Raw genomic sequence first — 14,487 nt, 5'->3', positions numbered from 1 at the left:
GAGCGCGCCGGCGCCGACTGCCGGCCGACCTCGCCGGATTTAATGGGTATCGCCACTTAATTGCGCGCGTGTTCCGCTCCCACAAGCCCTCGGGGAGGGTGACCCGTGCCGGCCGCCGATTCTCCACCCTGCCTCGCGGCCGGCACGTCCCCGGCATCGCCGCGGGCGCGGACAAGGAGAGTTCCGATGAAACACAGGTATTCGATGCGCGCGCCGGTGGTCCTGGCCGCCGTGGGTGTCGCGTTGGTCGGCGCGGCGGCACCCGCTGTCGCGGCGCCCGCCGAGGGCACGATCCGCGGCGCCGGTGCGCAAGGCGCGGTCGCGGGCAGCTACATCGTGGTGCTCAAGGACTCCGGGGCGTCGGCGTCCACTGTGGACGCGGCGTCGGCCGACCTCGCGGGGCGCTACGGCGGTACCCGCAAGCTCACCTACAGCGCCACGATTCGCGGATTTTCCGTTGCCCTGTCGGAGGATCGCGCACGGCGGTTGGCGGCGGACCCGGCGGTGGCCTACGTCGAGCAGGACGGGATCGCGCGGGCGGTCGGTGAGCAGCAGAACCCCACCTGGGGGTTGGACCGGATCGACCAGCGCGCTGCCGGTGGACAACAGGTACGCCTACCCGAACGACGGTGACGGCGCGACGGTCTACGTGGTCGACACCGGGGTCTACCGCGCGCACCCGGACTTCGGTGGTCGGGTCACCTCGGGACGCGACTTCATCGACAACGACAACGACGCGTCGGACTGCCACGGTCACGGCACGCACGTCGCGGGCACCGTCGGCAGCGCCACCTACGGCGTCGCCAAGAAGGCCAGGATCGTCGCGGTGCGGGTGCTGGACTGCCAGAGCAGCGGTCAGTGGTCGCAGATCATCGGCGGGTTCGACTGGGTCGCGGCCAACGCGGGCGCCAACTCGGTGATGACCGCGAGCCTCGGCGGCAGCGCGCAGTCCACTGTGGACGACGCGGTGGCCAAGGTCGTGGCCAAGGGGATCACCGCGACCATCGCCGCGGGCAACAACAACGGCGACGCGTGCCAGACCAGTCCGGCCCGCACGCCCAGCGCCATCACCGTGGGCGCGGTCGACAACGCCGACAAGAGGTCGTTGTGGACCAACGGCCAGGGCTCGAACTACGGCACCTGCGTCGACCTGTTCGCACCCGGCACCGCCATCACCTCGACCGTGCAGAACGGCGGGTCCGGGCAGATGTCGGGCACCTCGATGGCGACCCCGCACGTCGCGGGCGCGGCGGCGCTGTACCTGACGGCCAAGCCCGGCAGCACGCCGTCCCAGGTCACCCAGGGGCTGCTGGCCGCCGCCACGCCGGACAAGGTCTCCGACCCCAAGGGCTCGCCCAACAAACTCCTGTACGTCAAGGACTTCGGCGGCGGGCCGAACCCGGGCACCTGCGAGCCGAAGACCAACGCGAACGCCGTGGCGATCCCGGACGCCGGGTCGGCCGACTCCCCGGTGACCCTGGCCGACTGCGCCGGCACGGCGTCCGCGTCCACCACGGTCAAGGTCGACATCGACCACACGTTCACGGCGGACCTGGCCGTCGATCTGGTCGGCCCGTCCGGCGCGGTGCTGAGCCTGCGCAAGTCCGGCGGACTCGGTGACGCGGCCGGCATCCACACCACCTACACGGTGAACGCCTCGGGCGAGCAGAAGAACGGCACCTGGAAGCTCCGGGTCACCGACGTCTACCGCTACGACACCGGCTCCCTGACCTCCTGGACGTTGACCCCGTGACCACTGTGGAGAGAAGAATCATGCCCAACCGCAAGCAGATCGCGGCCGTGCTCGTCGGTGTCGCGGTGAGCGCGTCCGGCGTGGTCGCGGCCGGCGCGGCCCCGGCGGCGCCCCGGACCGCCGCCACGTTCGAGGGCGACACCGCGTCCCCGCCGCCCGGTGACGCCTCGGCGTTCCTCTTCAAGGGCCAGGACGCCACGCTCTCCGAGTACCCGCCGGTGATCGCCGCGCTGCGCCAAGGCGGCGTCCGCCCCAAGGGCCAGTCGTGCACCGGTTCGGTGGTGGGCAGGCGGTCCATCGTGATCGCCGCCCACTGCGCGGGCCTGGAGGGCACGAAGACGTTCAACTACGGGCTGGACGACCTCAACGTCGGCACCGGCACCACGCTGACCGTCAAGTCCTACGAGCTGCACCCGCGCTACGTCAACTTCGACCAGGGCTACGACGTCGCGGTGGTCACGACGAACGAGGACATCCCGCTCGCGCCGGACAAGTGGGCCAAGGTCGCCACCTCGGCCGACGCGGGCGTCTGGAAGGTCGGCGACCAGGGTCTGAGCCTGGGCTACGGCAAGAAGACCCACGACGACAACCCGGCGGACGTCTCGCTGGACAAGCAGACCTTCCCGATCGTGGACGGCGCGCAGGTGTGCCAGGGCGTCGGCGCGGGCTTCAAGGCCGCGACCATGATCTGCGCGGGCTACCCGGACGGCCGCACCACGATCCTGCCCGGCGACAGCGGCGGACCGCTGGTGGTCGACGGCAAGCTGGTCGGCCTCGCGTCCTGGAGCCGGTCCGACTTCCAGTGGTACGGCATTTGGAGCAGGCTCGACAACGACATGGGCGACTGGGTCAAGGAGAAGGTCGGCGCCCAGCCCGCGGAGTTCGGCCTCGCGGTCGCGCCGTCGTCGGTCCGGGTCGAGCCCGGGTCGAGCAACTCGGTGGGCGTCACGACCACGGCGGGCGCGACCCCGGAGGACGTCACGCTGACCGCGTCGGGCCACCCTTCCGGGGTGGACGCGGTGTTCCAGCCCGGTTCGATCAAAACCGGTGAGGGCGCCAAGCTCTCGTTCACGGCGGCGGCGGGCACGCCGGACGGCACCTACACCGTGACCGTCACGGGCAAAACCGCGTCGGCGACCAAGCAGGCCGCGGTGACGCTGACCGTCGGCAAGGGCGGTCCCGGCGGCGAGTTCGGCTTCGGCGTGAGCCCGGCGGCGCTCAAGGTGGACCCCGGGAAGTCGGTGTCCACCAACGTCACCAGCGACGTCGTGGGTGGCACACCGGCCGAGGTCACCCTGTCGGCGAGCGGGTTGCCCTCGGGCGCGGAGGCCGTCTTCCAGCCGACGACGATCACCTCCGGTCGCACCGGCAAGCTCACGATCACCACCGCGTCGAGCACGCCCAAGGGCGAGTACCGGGTCACCGTCACCGGCACGTCCGGCTCGGTGTCCAAGCAGGCCCCGCTGACCCTGACCGTCGGCGACGGCGGGCAGCAGCCCGGTGGCCTGACGGTGGCGCTCACGCCCGGCTCGGGCACGATCCAGCCGGGTGGCGCGCTGTTCCCGACGATCCGGGTCACCGGCGCGACGGGGTCGGTAACCCTGACGGCGCACGGGGTTCCGGCCGGCGTCACGGCGCAGCTGCTGCCCGCGACGATCAGCGGCGGGCAGACCTCGACGCTGTTCCTGACCTCGTCGTTCTCGGTCGCACCGGGCACGTACAAGATCAAGGTCACGGCCACCGGCGGCGGGAAGTCGGGCTCGGCGGACTTCACGCTGACCGTGACGTCGCGCTGACGGGGTCGCGACAGGGCCGGGCGGGGTGCAGGTCCCGCCCGGCCCACCCGTCCACAGTGGACTACCGGGGATCGGCCTCGGCCGCGAACGCCGCGCGGGAGCGCAAACCCAGCTTGCGCATGGCCTTGGCCACGTGGTGCTCCACCGTCCGGGGCGAGAGGTACAGCTCCTCGGCGATCTGCCGGTTGGTCCGCCCCGCCGCCACCAGTCCGACGACCTCGCGCTCGCGCGGGGACAGGTCGTCGCCGTAGCTCTTGCGACCACGCGGGGTGCCGCGCCGGAACCGCCGGGCCAGCTGTCCGCACCGGGCGGCGTCGCGGTCGGCGCCGAGCCGGGTGAACGCGCTCCGGGCCAGGTCGAGCTGGACGGTCGCGGTGCCGGTGTCGCCGAGTTCCAGCGCGGCCCGGGCCGCGGCTTCGCGCGCGGTCGCGCCGGCGTGCGGGTGGGGCAGCGCGTCGTACCGCTCGGCCGCGTGCACCAGGCGCACCAGCACTTCCGCGTGGTCACCGCGCGCGCCGGCCAGCACCGCGTGGCACACCTCCGCGCCCGCGACGGCGAGCGGCGCGTCCCGGTCGCCGATGCCCTCCTCGTACTCGGCCGTCAACCGCCGGGCCTCGTCCGGTCGACCCGCGCGCACGAACGCCCGGGTGGCCTGCGGCGCGAGGTCCGACGCCCACACCCACACACCCTTGCGCCGCGTGTCGGCCACCGCGCGTTCCGCGCCCACCGCGGCGGCGGCGACATCACCCCGGGTCAACGCGATCGCGACCCGGCACGCGGCGACCGCGGCGGCCACCGGCGCGCACTCCGGCGCGGCGGACCGGGCGTCGTCGAGGTGGCGCTCGGCCAGGTCCCGGTCGTCCCGGGCCATCGCGAGCCACGCCAACGCGATCCACGCGTCGGCGGCCAGGAACCGCATGTCGCCCGCCTGCTCGATGAGCAGCGCCGCCGCGGCGGGGAGCGCGTCCCACCGGCCGGTGGCGACGTCGAGGCGCAACGCGGTGCCGGTGCCGAGCATGGACAGGAACGGCACGTCGGCGTCGGCCAGCAGCGCGCCACCGGTGCGCAGGTACTCGCGCGCGACGCCGTAGTGGCCCGTCCACGCCGCCGCGTCCGCGATGTTGTTGTACGCCCGGCTCAACTGGCGCCGGATCCGCGCCGAGCGCCCGGCGGCGGGCAGGGCCGCGACCGCCTTCCACAGCGCCGGATCGGCCAGCTGCGCCAGCGTCGTCACCTGGTTCACCCGCACCGACGCGACGAGCTCCGCGTCCACCGCGCCGTCGACCGTGCGCACCGCCTCGGCGAGCCAGCGCAGGTGGAACTCGACCGGTCGGCTGCCGAAGCTGGGCGGTGTCAACGTCGCCATGCCGCGCAACGCGAGCGCGGGCCGGTCGCGCAGGTCGAGGATGGCCGTCTCGACCTCGTTCTGGCCCAGTTCGATCCGACCGGCCTGGTTGATCAGCAACCGGCCCAGGTTGAGCCGCACCTCCGCGCGCGCCGACCGGCCGAGCGACTCGTCGCGCAGCACCGACCACAGCCGCTCGACCGTGCCGGCGCGCGCGATCCCGTTGAGCACCACGCGGCTCAGCCGCACCGCGAGGGTGTTGCGGGCGCGGGTGGGCAGCGCCTCGTCGCGGAGCGCGTCCTCCAGCAGTTGCAGTGCCAGCGCCGTGTCGCCGACCTCGGTGGCGTGGTCGACGGCGGCCAGGGTTCGGCGCGCCCAGTCGGCCAGGTCGCCCGCGCGCCGGTGGTGGTGGGCCAGCCGCGCGATGGGCGGATCCGGTTGTGCGGCGAGCAGTGCGGCCGCGCGCGCGTGCAGCGCGCGGCGGCGCGGACCGGGGATCGTCACGTACGCGGCCTGGCCTGCCAGCGGGTGGCGCAGGGCGTACTGGTGGGTGCCGGTCTCGTGCAGCACGGCGGCGCCCAGCGCCCGGATCAGCGCGCTGCCCACCCGGCGCGCGGGCAACCCCGCGACGGCCGCGAGTTCCTGCTCCGTGGCGGGCTCGTCCAGCACGGCGGCGGCGTGCACGACCGCCGCGACGGTCGGCCCGAGTCGGGCGAGGCGGTCGGACATGGTGTCGCGCAACAGGACCGGGATGTCCACGAGGTCGAGCACCTTCGGCCGCGGCGCGTCGCCGACCTCGCGCACCTCGCGCAGGACCTCCTCGATCACGAACGGGATGCCGGCGGTGCGGTGGTGCAGTTCGAGCGCGAAGTCCTCGGGCACGTCGGTTCGGCCGAGCAGGTCGGCGGCGAGCGTCGCGACCGGTCCCGGTTCCAGCGGACGCAGGCGCAGCAACGAGTTCCGGCCGTCGGCGAGCAGTCGGTAACCCGAGCCCGGCAGCAGCACCGACCCGCCGACGCGGTGCTCCTCTCGGCGGTAGCTCAGCACCGCCGAGAGCCCGCCGGTCGGTTGGCCGGTCAGGAACCACAGCAGGTCGTGGGTGCCCTCGTCGGCCCAGTGCAGGTCCTCCACCACCAGCAGCGTCGGCCCCAGCGCGGCGAGGAACTCCCGCACGGCGCGGAAAACCCGGTGCCGGTCCACCGCCGCGTCACCGCGTTCGGGCTCCGGCGGCAGGATCGCGGCCAGTTCCGGCAGCAGGGGACGCAGCGCGCCCATCACCGCCGGCAGCGGCCCGGCGGACCGGTCGAGGCGGGAACCGTTGTCGCGCAGGATGTCCATCACCGGCCCGTACGGCAGCGGGGTCCGCATCGGTCGGCACGCGCCGAAGAGCACCGTGCGGTCGGCGATGCGCGGCAACCGCAGCAGTTCCCGGATCAACCGGGTTTTGCCCACACCGGCTTCGCCCTCCAGCAGCACGACGGCGGGCGGTCTGCCGACCCGACCCGCCAACTCGGCGAGTTCGGTCGCGCGGCCGACGAACGTCGACGTCGGCAGTCGCACCGGTGGGAGGTCTGGTTGCGCCACGACCGCACGCTACCCGCGGTGGCGGCGCGCTGAGAAGGTCCCATTTGTGGCGGCATTCCGGAATTTGAATGGGTACCCCTACTAATAGCGCACGGGTTTCCCCCGGCGGCCGACTGCCGGATGGTGGTCGCGGAGCGGTGTCCCCTTTTCCCTGCCCTGCCACCGCTCGTACGAGGGAGTTCGCGAATGACGAATCGGAGAACAGGTCTCGCCGCGCTCGCGGTGGGTGTCACGTGCGCCGGCCTGACGGTCGCGGCGGTGCCGGCGGTCGCCGCGCCCGCCCTCGGGACCGTGGTGCAGGCCAAGGAGCACTACGCGGGCCAGTACGTCGTGGTGCTCAAGGACGCCGCCGCGGCCGCGGTGGACACGACGTCCCGGTCGCTGGTGGCGACCTACGGCGGCACGATCGCGTCGACCTACAAGGTCACCGCGCGCGGGTACTCGGTGCACGGCATGACCGAGGACCAGGCGCGCAGGCTGGCCGCCGACCCGGCCGTGCGCACGGTGTACGAGGACGGGAGGATGCGCGGCTCGGACGTGCAGGCCAACCCGACCTGGGGGTTGGACCGCGTCGACCAGCGCGACACGGCGGTGGACCGCAAGTACGAGTACAACGCCACCGGCGAGGGCGTCACGGTGTACAGCGTGGACAGCGGCGTTCGCGTCACGCACCAGGACTTCGAGGGTCGGGCCCGGTCCGGCCACGACTTCCTGGACAAGGACGAGGACGCGTCGGACTGCAACGGCCACGGCACGCACACGGCGGGCACCGCGGTCGGCAAGACCTACGGCGTGGCCAAGAAGGCGAAGCTCGTCGCGCTGCGGGTGCTCGGCTGCGACAACAACGGGCCGGACTCGCTGCTCGGCGACGCGGTCGAGTGGATCACCGCGAACGGCGTCAAACCCGCCGTGGTCAACATCAGCATCGGCCAGTTCGAAACGGGGATCGGCGACGAGCAGATCCGGGCCTCGATCCGCGCGGGATTCGTCTACGCGGTGGCCGCCGGCAACAACAACGGTGCCAGCGCGTGCGATTACAGCCCGGCGCGGGTGGCCGAGGCGATCACCGTCGCCTCGATCGACCAGGGCGACCGCCGGTCGAGCTTCTCCAACACCGGTTCCTGCGTGGACATCTACGCGCCCGGTGGCAACATCACCTCGTTGTCCAACAGCAGCGACACGGCCACGGCGGGCAACTCCGGCACCTCGATGGCCACCCCGCACGTGACGGGCGCGGCCGCGCTGTACTTGCAGGGCCACCCGTCCGCGACGCCGGCCGAGGTCGCGAAGGCGCTCACCGACCTCGCCACGCCCGGCAAGGTCACCGACCCGGGCGCCGGATCGCCGAACAAACTGCTCTACACCAAGGAGATCACCGCGGGTGGGCCGGCGCCGACGTGCGCCAGGCAGACCAACGGCGCCGACGTGGCGGTGCCCGACGCGGGTGCCGCGGTGACCAGTCCGATCACCGTGTCCGGGTGCGACGGGGCCGCGTCGGCGTCGGCGTCGGTCGAGGTCGCCATCGCGCACCCGTACCGGGGCGACCTCTTGGTCGAGCTCATCGCGCCGGACGGCACCGCGTACGCGCTCAAGCCGGCCTCGGCGGGTGACGCGGCGGACGACGTGCGGGCCACCTACACCGTGAACCTGTCGTCGGAGGCGAAGAACGGGACCTGGAAGCTGGGCGTCCGCGACGTCTACCGCTTCGACACCGGCACGATCGACAGCTGGTCCCTCACCGTCTGACGCGCCCGACCGGTGCGTTCGCCGCCCTCCCCACGGCGACGAACGCACCGGCGCGCTACTCGGCCGGCGGGCCGGAAACGGCTTCGCTGAGCCGGAACACGGTGAACTCCACCTGCGACTGGCCCTCCAGCCAGTTGGCCAGCACCTCGGAACCCTTGCCCACCAGGGTGTCGTCGCTGCCCTGGTTGGCGCCCAAGTGCATCAGACCCCGGCCGCCGTCGGTGCAGAAGTAGGCCAGGTGGGCGCGCAACCCGGGGTCCTCCACCGCTTCCAGCGCCCGCGCCCACGCGTCGGTCGCCTCGGCCTTGAGCGGCAGCACGCTCTCCGGCCCGTCGCCGAGGGTCAACGCGACCCGCACCGCGTCGAACAGCGTGCCGTCCGAGACGAGCCTCGGGTAGCGGACGTACCAGCTGTCCGCCCACGCCTCGTCGGCGAGGTCGACGCCGTGCCGTTGCGCCAGGACGGCCAGGTCCGCGCCGCGCACCACCCCGTCCGCGACCGCCACCTCGGCGACATCGGCCGCGAACCCCTGGTGCGGCGCGCTTTCCAGGTCCTCGAACTCGAAGAGGGAGCGCGCCGCGTCGAACCGCGACGGCGGCTCGCCCTGGTCGAACAGGCCGCACTCCAGCACGACCGGCTCCGCGCCCGCCAGGGCGGCGGGCCGGACCCAGGCGGGGTCGCGGTTGTAGCCGAACTCGTCGAAGACGTCGCCGCCCACGTAGGCGGCGTAGTCGGCGTCGGGGGAGTGCGCCGCGAGCGGTCCGCCGAGCATGATCCCGAAGGCCTCGGTGAGCTGCCGGCGCCAGTCGTCGGACAGCGTGGATGCGTTGATCACGGGCGAACTTTACGACCTCGCGGTGGCCCGGCGACGCGCCGCCCGACCCCGGTCCGCGGGAGTGCGGACCGGGGTCGGGTCGTTCGACGGGTGGGTCAGCAGTTGCGGACGCGGTCGACCGGCGTCCAGTTGCCGTTCGGGTCCCCGTACGGCGCCGGGCGCGTGTAGTGGATGACCTTGCCCGCGTCGTTGAGCATTTCCGCCACGGTGCCCTTCGTCTGGTTGTTGAACCAGGAGCCGGGACCGACCCAGGACTCCGGGATGTCGTAGACGCCGCAGGCGAACATGTCGATGTTCGTCCCGGTGTAGCCGGGCTTCCGGTAGGCGCAGAAGTGCTTGGGGTCGATACCCCCGTCGCAGTTCGGGTCGGGCGCGAGCCGTGAGCCGCCCGGCACGGCGATGGTGATGGTGGCGCCCTCCAGTTCGATCCGGTTCAGCGCCACCTGACGACCCCCCAGGTCCGCCAGGTAGCCGTCGGCCTCGATCTGGACGGCGGCGATCTGCGCCGCGCTCAACCCCGCCGCCCGGCCCTCGGCGGCGAAGCCGGACGCGGGTGTCGCGTCGGCCGGCGCGAGCCCCGCCGTGGTCAGGCCCACGGCCAGCAGCACTGCTCCGACAACCCCCTGCACACGCATGTCGTGCTCCCCTCTCGTGATTCGGACGGGTGCCCGGACGCGAATCCGGTAGCCGATTCGCCTGGGCTTTCCCGGTGGTGCGCCTCCCATTCTGGGTGCGGGCCGGACGGGTCGTCCTCAGCTGTGGGTGCACTGCCCTGCGCACCGAGTGCCTTCTGCGCCGGCGCGCGTTGTGGCACGATCGCGGTGAGCGGGGGCTCGAAGGGGGAAATCGTGCTCGAACTGTTCGACAGTGACAAAATACCTGGTCAGGACCGTGCGGAGGCGTGGCGAGACGTCACCGGGAAAGCGTTGGTGACCACGGAGTTCCACGTGCCGGAAGCAACCGGATTCCACGCCCGGCTCGGCGTCCGGTCGTTGGGAATAGCGCAGGTGACCGGCATGTCCTACACCTCGCTTTCCTCTCGGCGGACCTACCGGGCGATCCGCCGATCGGATCCGGAGTTGTGCCAGGTGGGGCTGGTGCGGTCCGGTCGGCAAGGTATCGAGCAAAACCGTAGAAATGTGGTCGTCGACGCGGGCGAGTTGGTGGTCTACGACAGTTCACGGCCATTCGAGGCGCGCGTCGGCGATTCCACCCCGCCGGCGGAGTCGGTGGTCCTGCAATTCCGGCGGCGGCTGTTGCCGCTGCCCGCGCACAAGGTCGCCCGGCTGCTCGCCGTGCCGCTCCCGGCGACGACGGGCATCGGTCGGCTGCTCACCGGGTTCCTCGTCGCGCTGACCGACGACCGCGGCCGGTGGACCGAGCACGACGCCCACCGGCTCGGGCCGATCGCGATCGACCTGGTGAGCGCGTGGCTCGCGCACCACCTGGACGACGACACCGCGCCGCCGGGCTCGCCGTCGCAGGTGCTCTACCTGCGCGTCAAGGACTTCGTGGAGGAGAACCTGCACCGGCCCGACCTCGACCCGCCGGCCATCGCCGCCGCGCACCACATCTCCGTGCGCTACCTGCACCGGATCTTCCAGCAGCACCACGACACCGGTGTGGACGCCCACGTCCGCCACCGCCGCCTCGACCGCTGCCGCCGCGACCTCGCCGACCCGGCGCTGCGCCACCTGACCATCGCGGCCATCGCCGCGCGCCGGGGCTTCACCCGCCCCGCCGACTTCAGCCGCGCGTTCCGCCGGGAAACCGGCCTGTCGCCCAGCGAGTTCCGCGCGGGCCGGGCGCCGTGACCGCGTACCGGCTCACCGGGATCTCCTGACCTGGTCCGCAACCTCGGGGAGCCGCCGGAACCCCGCGGCCAGGTAGGTGGCGACCCCGCCCGCGTTGGCACTCGGTGTGGCCACGATCGCGCTGGACGAGCCGAGCGCGCGGAGCGCGGCGGCCGCGGCGAGGGTGATCGCCGTGCCGTGGCCGCGACCGCGGTGGTCCCGGTGCACGCCCATCGGCTCCAGCAACCCGGGCCTGCCCGGACCGGCCGACCACACCGTCACCGCCGCCACCGCGTCGTTCCCGTCGTGGGAGACCAGGCACCGCGCGTCGGCGTAGGCCGGTCCGGCCGCCATCGCGTGCCACCGCGACGTCGTGAACGTCGACCCGTCGAACGACGCCCGTTGCACGGCGGCCCGCACGTGCGCCCGTTCCGGCCCGACGACCTCGACCCGGACACCGGGGTCCGGCACCGGCCCGGTCAGGTCGCGGCACAGCGGTGTCCACGGTTCGCCCGGCTCCCACCCGCTGTCGGACAACAGGTCCCGGACCGCCGACCCCGACGGCGACTCGACGGCCGCCGTGCCCTCCGGGAGGAGGGCGTCCACGTCCGCGACCACCGAGCGCGCCAAGTCCTCGTCCCGAAAGGCGTCCGGCGCGACCGTCAACCGCACCAGGCCGGGCCCGTCCAGCAGCCCGACGGCGAGCACCCGCCCGTCCCGCGCCCAGGTCCGCACGGCCGCCGTCGCGGCCTCGGCGCCGAACCGCCGGAACCAGCCCAGGTCTCCCGGGTGCAGTTGCGCGGTCCCGTCGCGCTGCCACTCCCGCAGCACGCCCACGACGCCGTCCTCGTCCACCGCCCGATCACACCGCACCACGCCGGGCCGCGGCCACCGGTTTTCCCGCGCGGGCAGGCGGCGGGGTCAGTGCAGGATGTTCACCGCCCGTGCCACCACCAGGGTCACCAGGACCAGGGACACGGCCGACTGGACCAGCATCGTCAGCTTCGCCCACGTCTTCAGCGGCATCACGTCGGTGGGGCTGAAGGCGGTCGCGTTGGTGAAGGACAGGTACAGGTAGTCGACGTAGGCCGGTTCCCAGTCGGGCGGGGCGAGGTCCGGGCTCGTCATCTGGGGGAACAGCAGGTCCGGGTGGGGACTGGTGCCGGCCGCCCGCGCGGCGGGGCCGCCCCGGTCGAACTCCCAGTACCAGAGGGAGAACACGACGATGTTGGTCAGGTAGATCGCGGCTCCCGCGGAGAGCAGGGCGGCGGCCTGGTCGCCCACCGTGCCGGCCACGATGCCGCGGATCAGCCGGGCGGCGGACAGCACGTTGCCCGCGCTGACCACCGCGACCAGGGCCAGGGAGACCTTCCGGGCGTGGCGGTGGTGCGTCGACGCGGCGCCCGGGCCCAGGATCACCAGGGCCACCAGCAGGAGGACGGAGAGGGCCGGCAGCAACCACTGCGGGCGGACCGCCAGTTGGTCCGGCAGCACGGACTGAAGGGCTATCGCGACCATGACGGTCACGGCGGCCGGCCAGCGCTGGGCGCCCTCGGTGGGGCGGCGCCACGCCGGGACGCGGTGGTCGGCCGGCGTGCGGCCGGACGGCGGTTCGGAGGGCGCCACGGCGGACAACGTACGGCAGCGCGGGGTTCCGGGCCCGGAGAGGACGACGTCCGGGCGTGGCGCGCGCCCGGACGTCGGGTCTCAGGTCAGAACTGGAGGCTCCAGGCGTCGATGTAGCCGGTGTCGTTGACCTCGACGTCCTGCGCCTTCAGCTGCCAGGTTCCGTTGGCGGCCTCGGAGGAGGCGTTGACGGTGTAGGTGGTGACGATGTTGTCGGCGGAGTCGTTGTAGGAGGCGTTCTTCAGGCGGTAGGTCGAGCCGTCGGGCGCGACCAGGTCCAGGACGACGTCGCCGCGGTAGGTGTGCTTGACGTCGACGTTGACCTTGAGCGCCGACGGGGCGTTGCCGGTGCGGCCGGTGACGGTGACCGGGCTGGTGACCGCGGCGCCCTTGTCGGGGATGGCCACGTTGTCGGTGTTCTCGAACTTGCCGCCGGTGGGCGGGGTGGTGGTGCCGCCGGTCTGCTGGTTGATCCACGACAGGTTCGCCGCGATGCCGGTGTAGAGGGTCGTGGTGGCGCATTCGCCGTTGTTGTCGCCCGGGCCGTGGGTTTCGCCGACCAGGGTCCAGTTGCCGCGGGTGCCGACGATCGCCGGGCCGCCGGAGTCGCCGTGGCACGCCGAGTGCGTGCGGTCGCCGGAGACGCACACGTCGGTGGACGCGCCGCCGCCCGCCGCGCACCGGCTCGAGGCCAGCACGGTCAGGTCGATCTCCTGGAGCGTGGAGGGGTTGGAGCACGAGGGCCAGCTCGTGCAGCCCAGCCCGATCAGCCGCACGCCGCTGCCGACCGCAGGGTTGGCGGTGGCCATGGTGATCGGGGTCTGGGTGGACGCGGTGGACAGGTGCATCATCGTCAGGTCCGTGCCGGAGCGGTTGACCACGCGGTCGACCGTGCGGACCTCGCCGCCGGAACTGCGGGCGGTGGAGCCGATCCGGGCGGAGGACGCGCTGCCGCAGTGGGTGGCGGTGACGATCCACTGCGGAGCAACGAGGCTGCCGCCGCAGCCGTTGCTCAGGAACGCGAAGAACGGGTAGGTCTCGGAGGCGTTGTGACCGCCGATGATCTGGGTTTCCACCGGCGGCTCGGTGGTGGTGGGCGCGGCCACGGCGTCGTGGCCGCCCGCGAGGACCAGGCCCAGGGCGAGCGCGAACAACGCGACCCTCCCGGTGCGGCGAGCGGTCTTCATCGATCTGCCTTTCGATCACGCAGCAGGGACGCACGGTGCAGGCCGTGCGCAGAACGGACGCCTTCGTCCGGTCTTCCCGGACACCATCACCCCACCGCCGCCGAGTGGTGCCATTCAGGCTGGGCATAGGCGTGGTTTATGCCCCTCCGCGGCCGACGGCGTTCGTCGGCGGCCGGCGGGTGCGCGGACCAGCGCCGATGGGCCGGAGGGGCGGTTCGGGAGGTGGGCGTGCTCCCGTCATGCGGGATAAATTGTGAACTGGCTAATGCGGCGGAACGCCCGTTCCGACCGTGGGTTCCCTGAGGGAACTCGTACTGGTACGGTTCACGAGTCTCTTCAGGGAACCATGATGGGAGCGTTCGGATGACCCCCGAGTTGCGTCGACTGCTCGACGGCACGGCGATCGCCCACCTGGCCAGCGTGCTGCCCGACGGCGGTCCGCACTCGGTCCCGGTGTGGGTCGGCACGCACGGCGACCACGTCGCCATCTTCACCGGCCCCGGCACCCGCAAGGCCCGCAACCTGCGCCGCGACCCCCGCGTCGCGCTGTCGCTGACACCGCCGGACAACCCGTTCCAGCCGGTGGTGGTGCGCGGGACGGTGGTCGAGTGGGTGGACGGCGACGCCGGGTGGGAGATCGTCGACCGGATCTCGACCAAGTACGTCGGCGCCGCCTACCCGCGTGGTGACGAGCGGGTGGTCGCGCTCATCCGGGTCGACCGGCACAACGTGGGGTGACCCGCGGGTCGCCCGACCCGGCGCGCCGGCAGCCGACTCGCCGGCGACTGTTCACGCGGACCGCGCGCGGGGTAACCGGGCCCG

11 protein-coding genes and 1 pseudogene are annotated in these 14,487 nt (G+C 73.0%); 6 read left to right on the top strand and 6 right to left on the bottom strand.

Annotation, left to right across the window (positions count from 1 at the left end):
* Positions 1–204: 204 nt before the first annotated feature.
* From AB0G50_RS25845 to AB0G50_RS25835, 3 genes and pseudogenes are all read left to right on the top strand, one after another.
* A pseudogene (locus AB0G50_RS25845) lies at positions 205–1,375 on the top strand (S8 family peptidase); the annotation flags it as partial.
* A 60-nt stretch (positions 1,376–1,435) separates the two neighbouring features.
* Entirely contained in the window at positions 1,436–1,753 is a 318-nt protein-coding gene (locus AB0G50_RS25840) for a proprotein convertase P-domain-containing protein (protein ID WP_360113134.1), read from the top strand.
* A complete protein-coding gene (locus tag AB0G50_RS25835) occupies positions 1,750–3,549 on the top strand; it encodes a trypsin-like serine protease (protein WP_360113079.1) in 1,800 nt (599 codons plus the stop codon). Before AB0G50_RS25840 ends, AB0G50_RS25835 begins: the two co-directional genes overlap by 4 nt.
* A gap of 61 nt (positions 3,550–3,610) precedes the next feature.
* On the opposite strand, the gene AB0G50_RS25830 is transcribed toward AB0G50_RS25835, so the two are convergent.
* The gene (locus AB0G50_RS25830) at positions 3,611–6,478 is read right to left on the bottom strand and encodes an AAA family ATPase (protein ID WP_360113077.1); all 2,868 of its coding nucleotides are present in this window, start codon (positions 6,476–6,478) and stop codon (positions 3,611–3,613) included.
* 186 nt (positions 6,479–6,664) lie between these two features.
* Between AB0G50_RS25830 and AB0G50_RS25825 the strand changes: the two genes are divergently transcribed.
* Positions 6,665–8,224 carry a S8 family serine peptidase gene (locus AB0G50_RS25825; protein ID WP_360113075.1) on the top strand — a complete coding sequence of 520 codons (1,560 nt, stop codon included), beginning with the start codon at positions 6,665–6,667 and terminating at the stop codon, positions 8,222–8,224.
* 55 nt (positions 8,225–8,279) lie between these two features.
* Here AB0G50_RS25825 and AB0G50_RS25820 read toward each other — a convergent pair whose 3' ends face one another.
* Positions 8,280–9,059 carry a hypothetical protein gene (locus AB0G50_RS25820; protein WP_360113073.1) on the bottom strand — a complete coding sequence of 260 codons (780 nt, stop codon included), beginning with the start codon at positions 9,057–9,059 and terminating at the stop codon, positions 8,280–8,282.
* A 95-nt stretch (positions 9,060–9,154) separates the two neighbouring features.
* Positions 9,155–9,694, bottom strand: a complete 540-nt coding sequence (locus AB0G50_RS25815) for a hypothetical protein (RefSeq protein ID WP_360113071.1) — start codon at positions 9,692–9,694, stop codon at positions 9,155–9,157.
* Between the two features lie 3 nt (positions 9,695–9,697).
* On the opposite strand from AB0G50_RS25815, the gene AB0G50_RS25810 reads away from it, so the two are divergent.
* On the top strand, positions 9,698–10,873 hold the full coding sequence (locus AB0G50_RS25810; RefSeq protein WP_360113069.1) for a helix-turn-helix domain-containing protein: 1,176 nt from the start codon (positions 9,698–9,700) through the stop codon (positions 10,871–10,873).
* Between the two features lie 12 nt (positions 10,874–10,885).
* On the opposite strand, the gene AB0G50_RS25805 is transcribed toward AB0G50_RS25810, so the two are convergent.
* From AB0G50_RS25805 to AB0G50_RS25795, 3 genes are all read right to left on the bottom strand, one after another.
* Positions 10,886–11,707 (bottom strand): GNAT family N-acetyltransferase, encoded by an 822-nt coding sequence (locus AB0G50_RS25805; protein ID WP_360113067.1) that lies wholly within the window; start codon positions 11,705–11,707, stop codon positions 10,886–10,888.
* Positions 11,708–11,773: 66 nt separating this feature from the next.
* Positions 11,774–12,370, bottom strand: coding sequence for a hypothetical protein (locus tag AB0G50_RS25800; protein ID WP_360113133.1), 597 nt, complete (start codon positions 12,368–12,370; stop codon positions 11,774–11,776).
* Between the two features lie 194 nt (positions 12,371–12,564).
* On the bottom strand, positions 12,565–13,665 hold the full coding sequence (locus AB0G50_RS25795) for a trypsin-like serine protease (RefSeq protein WP_360113065.1): 1,101 nt from the start codon (positions 13,663–13,665) through the stop codon (positions 12,565–12,567).
* A 363-nt stretch (positions 13,666–14,028) separates the two neighbouring features.
* Between AB0G50_RS25795 and AB0G50_RS25790 the strand changes: the two genes are divergently transcribed.
* Positions 14,029–14,403, top strand: coding sequence for a PPOX class F420-dependent oxidoreductase (locus AB0G50_RS25790; RefSeq protein WP_360113063.1), 375 nt, complete (start codon positions 14,029–14,031; stop codon positions 14,401–14,403).
* Positions 14,404–14,487 lie beyond the last annotated feature (84 nt).

This window comes from Actinosynnema sp. NPDC020468 (genome assembly GCF_040642015.1).
Taxonomy (GTDB): domain Bacteria; phylum Actinomycetota; class Actinomycetes; order Mycobacteriales; family Pseudonocardiaceae; genus Actinosynnema.
Note: the sequence above shows the minus strand (reverse complement) of the source record. Positions and strands in the feature narration are given on the sequence as shown.

What these genes read in the sequence shown, in the direction of transcription:
- AB0G50_RS25825 (WP_360113075.1), top strand. Translation starts at nt 6,665, where the DNA reads ATGACGAATCGGAGAACAGGTCTCGCCGCGCTCGCGGTGGGTGTCACG.
- AB0G50_RS25815 (WP_360113071.1), bottom strand. Translation starts at nt 9,694, where the DNA reads ATGCGTGTGCAGGGGGTTGTCGGAGCAGTGCTGCTGGCCGTGGGCCTG.
- AB0G50_RS25800 (WP_360113133.1), bottom strand. Translation starts at nt 12,370, where the DNA reads ATGGTCGCGATAGCCCTTCAGTCCGTGCTGCCGGACCAACTGGCGGTC.
- AB0G50_RS25795 (WP_360113065.1), bottom strand. Translation starts at nt 13,665, where the DNA reads ATGAAGACCGCTCGCCGCACCGGGAGGGTCGCGTTGTTCGCGCTCGCC.
- AB0G50_RS25790 (WP_360113063.1), top strand. Translation starts at nt 14,029, where the DNA reads ATGACCCCCGAGTTGCGTCGACTGCTCGACGGCACGGCGATCGCCCAC.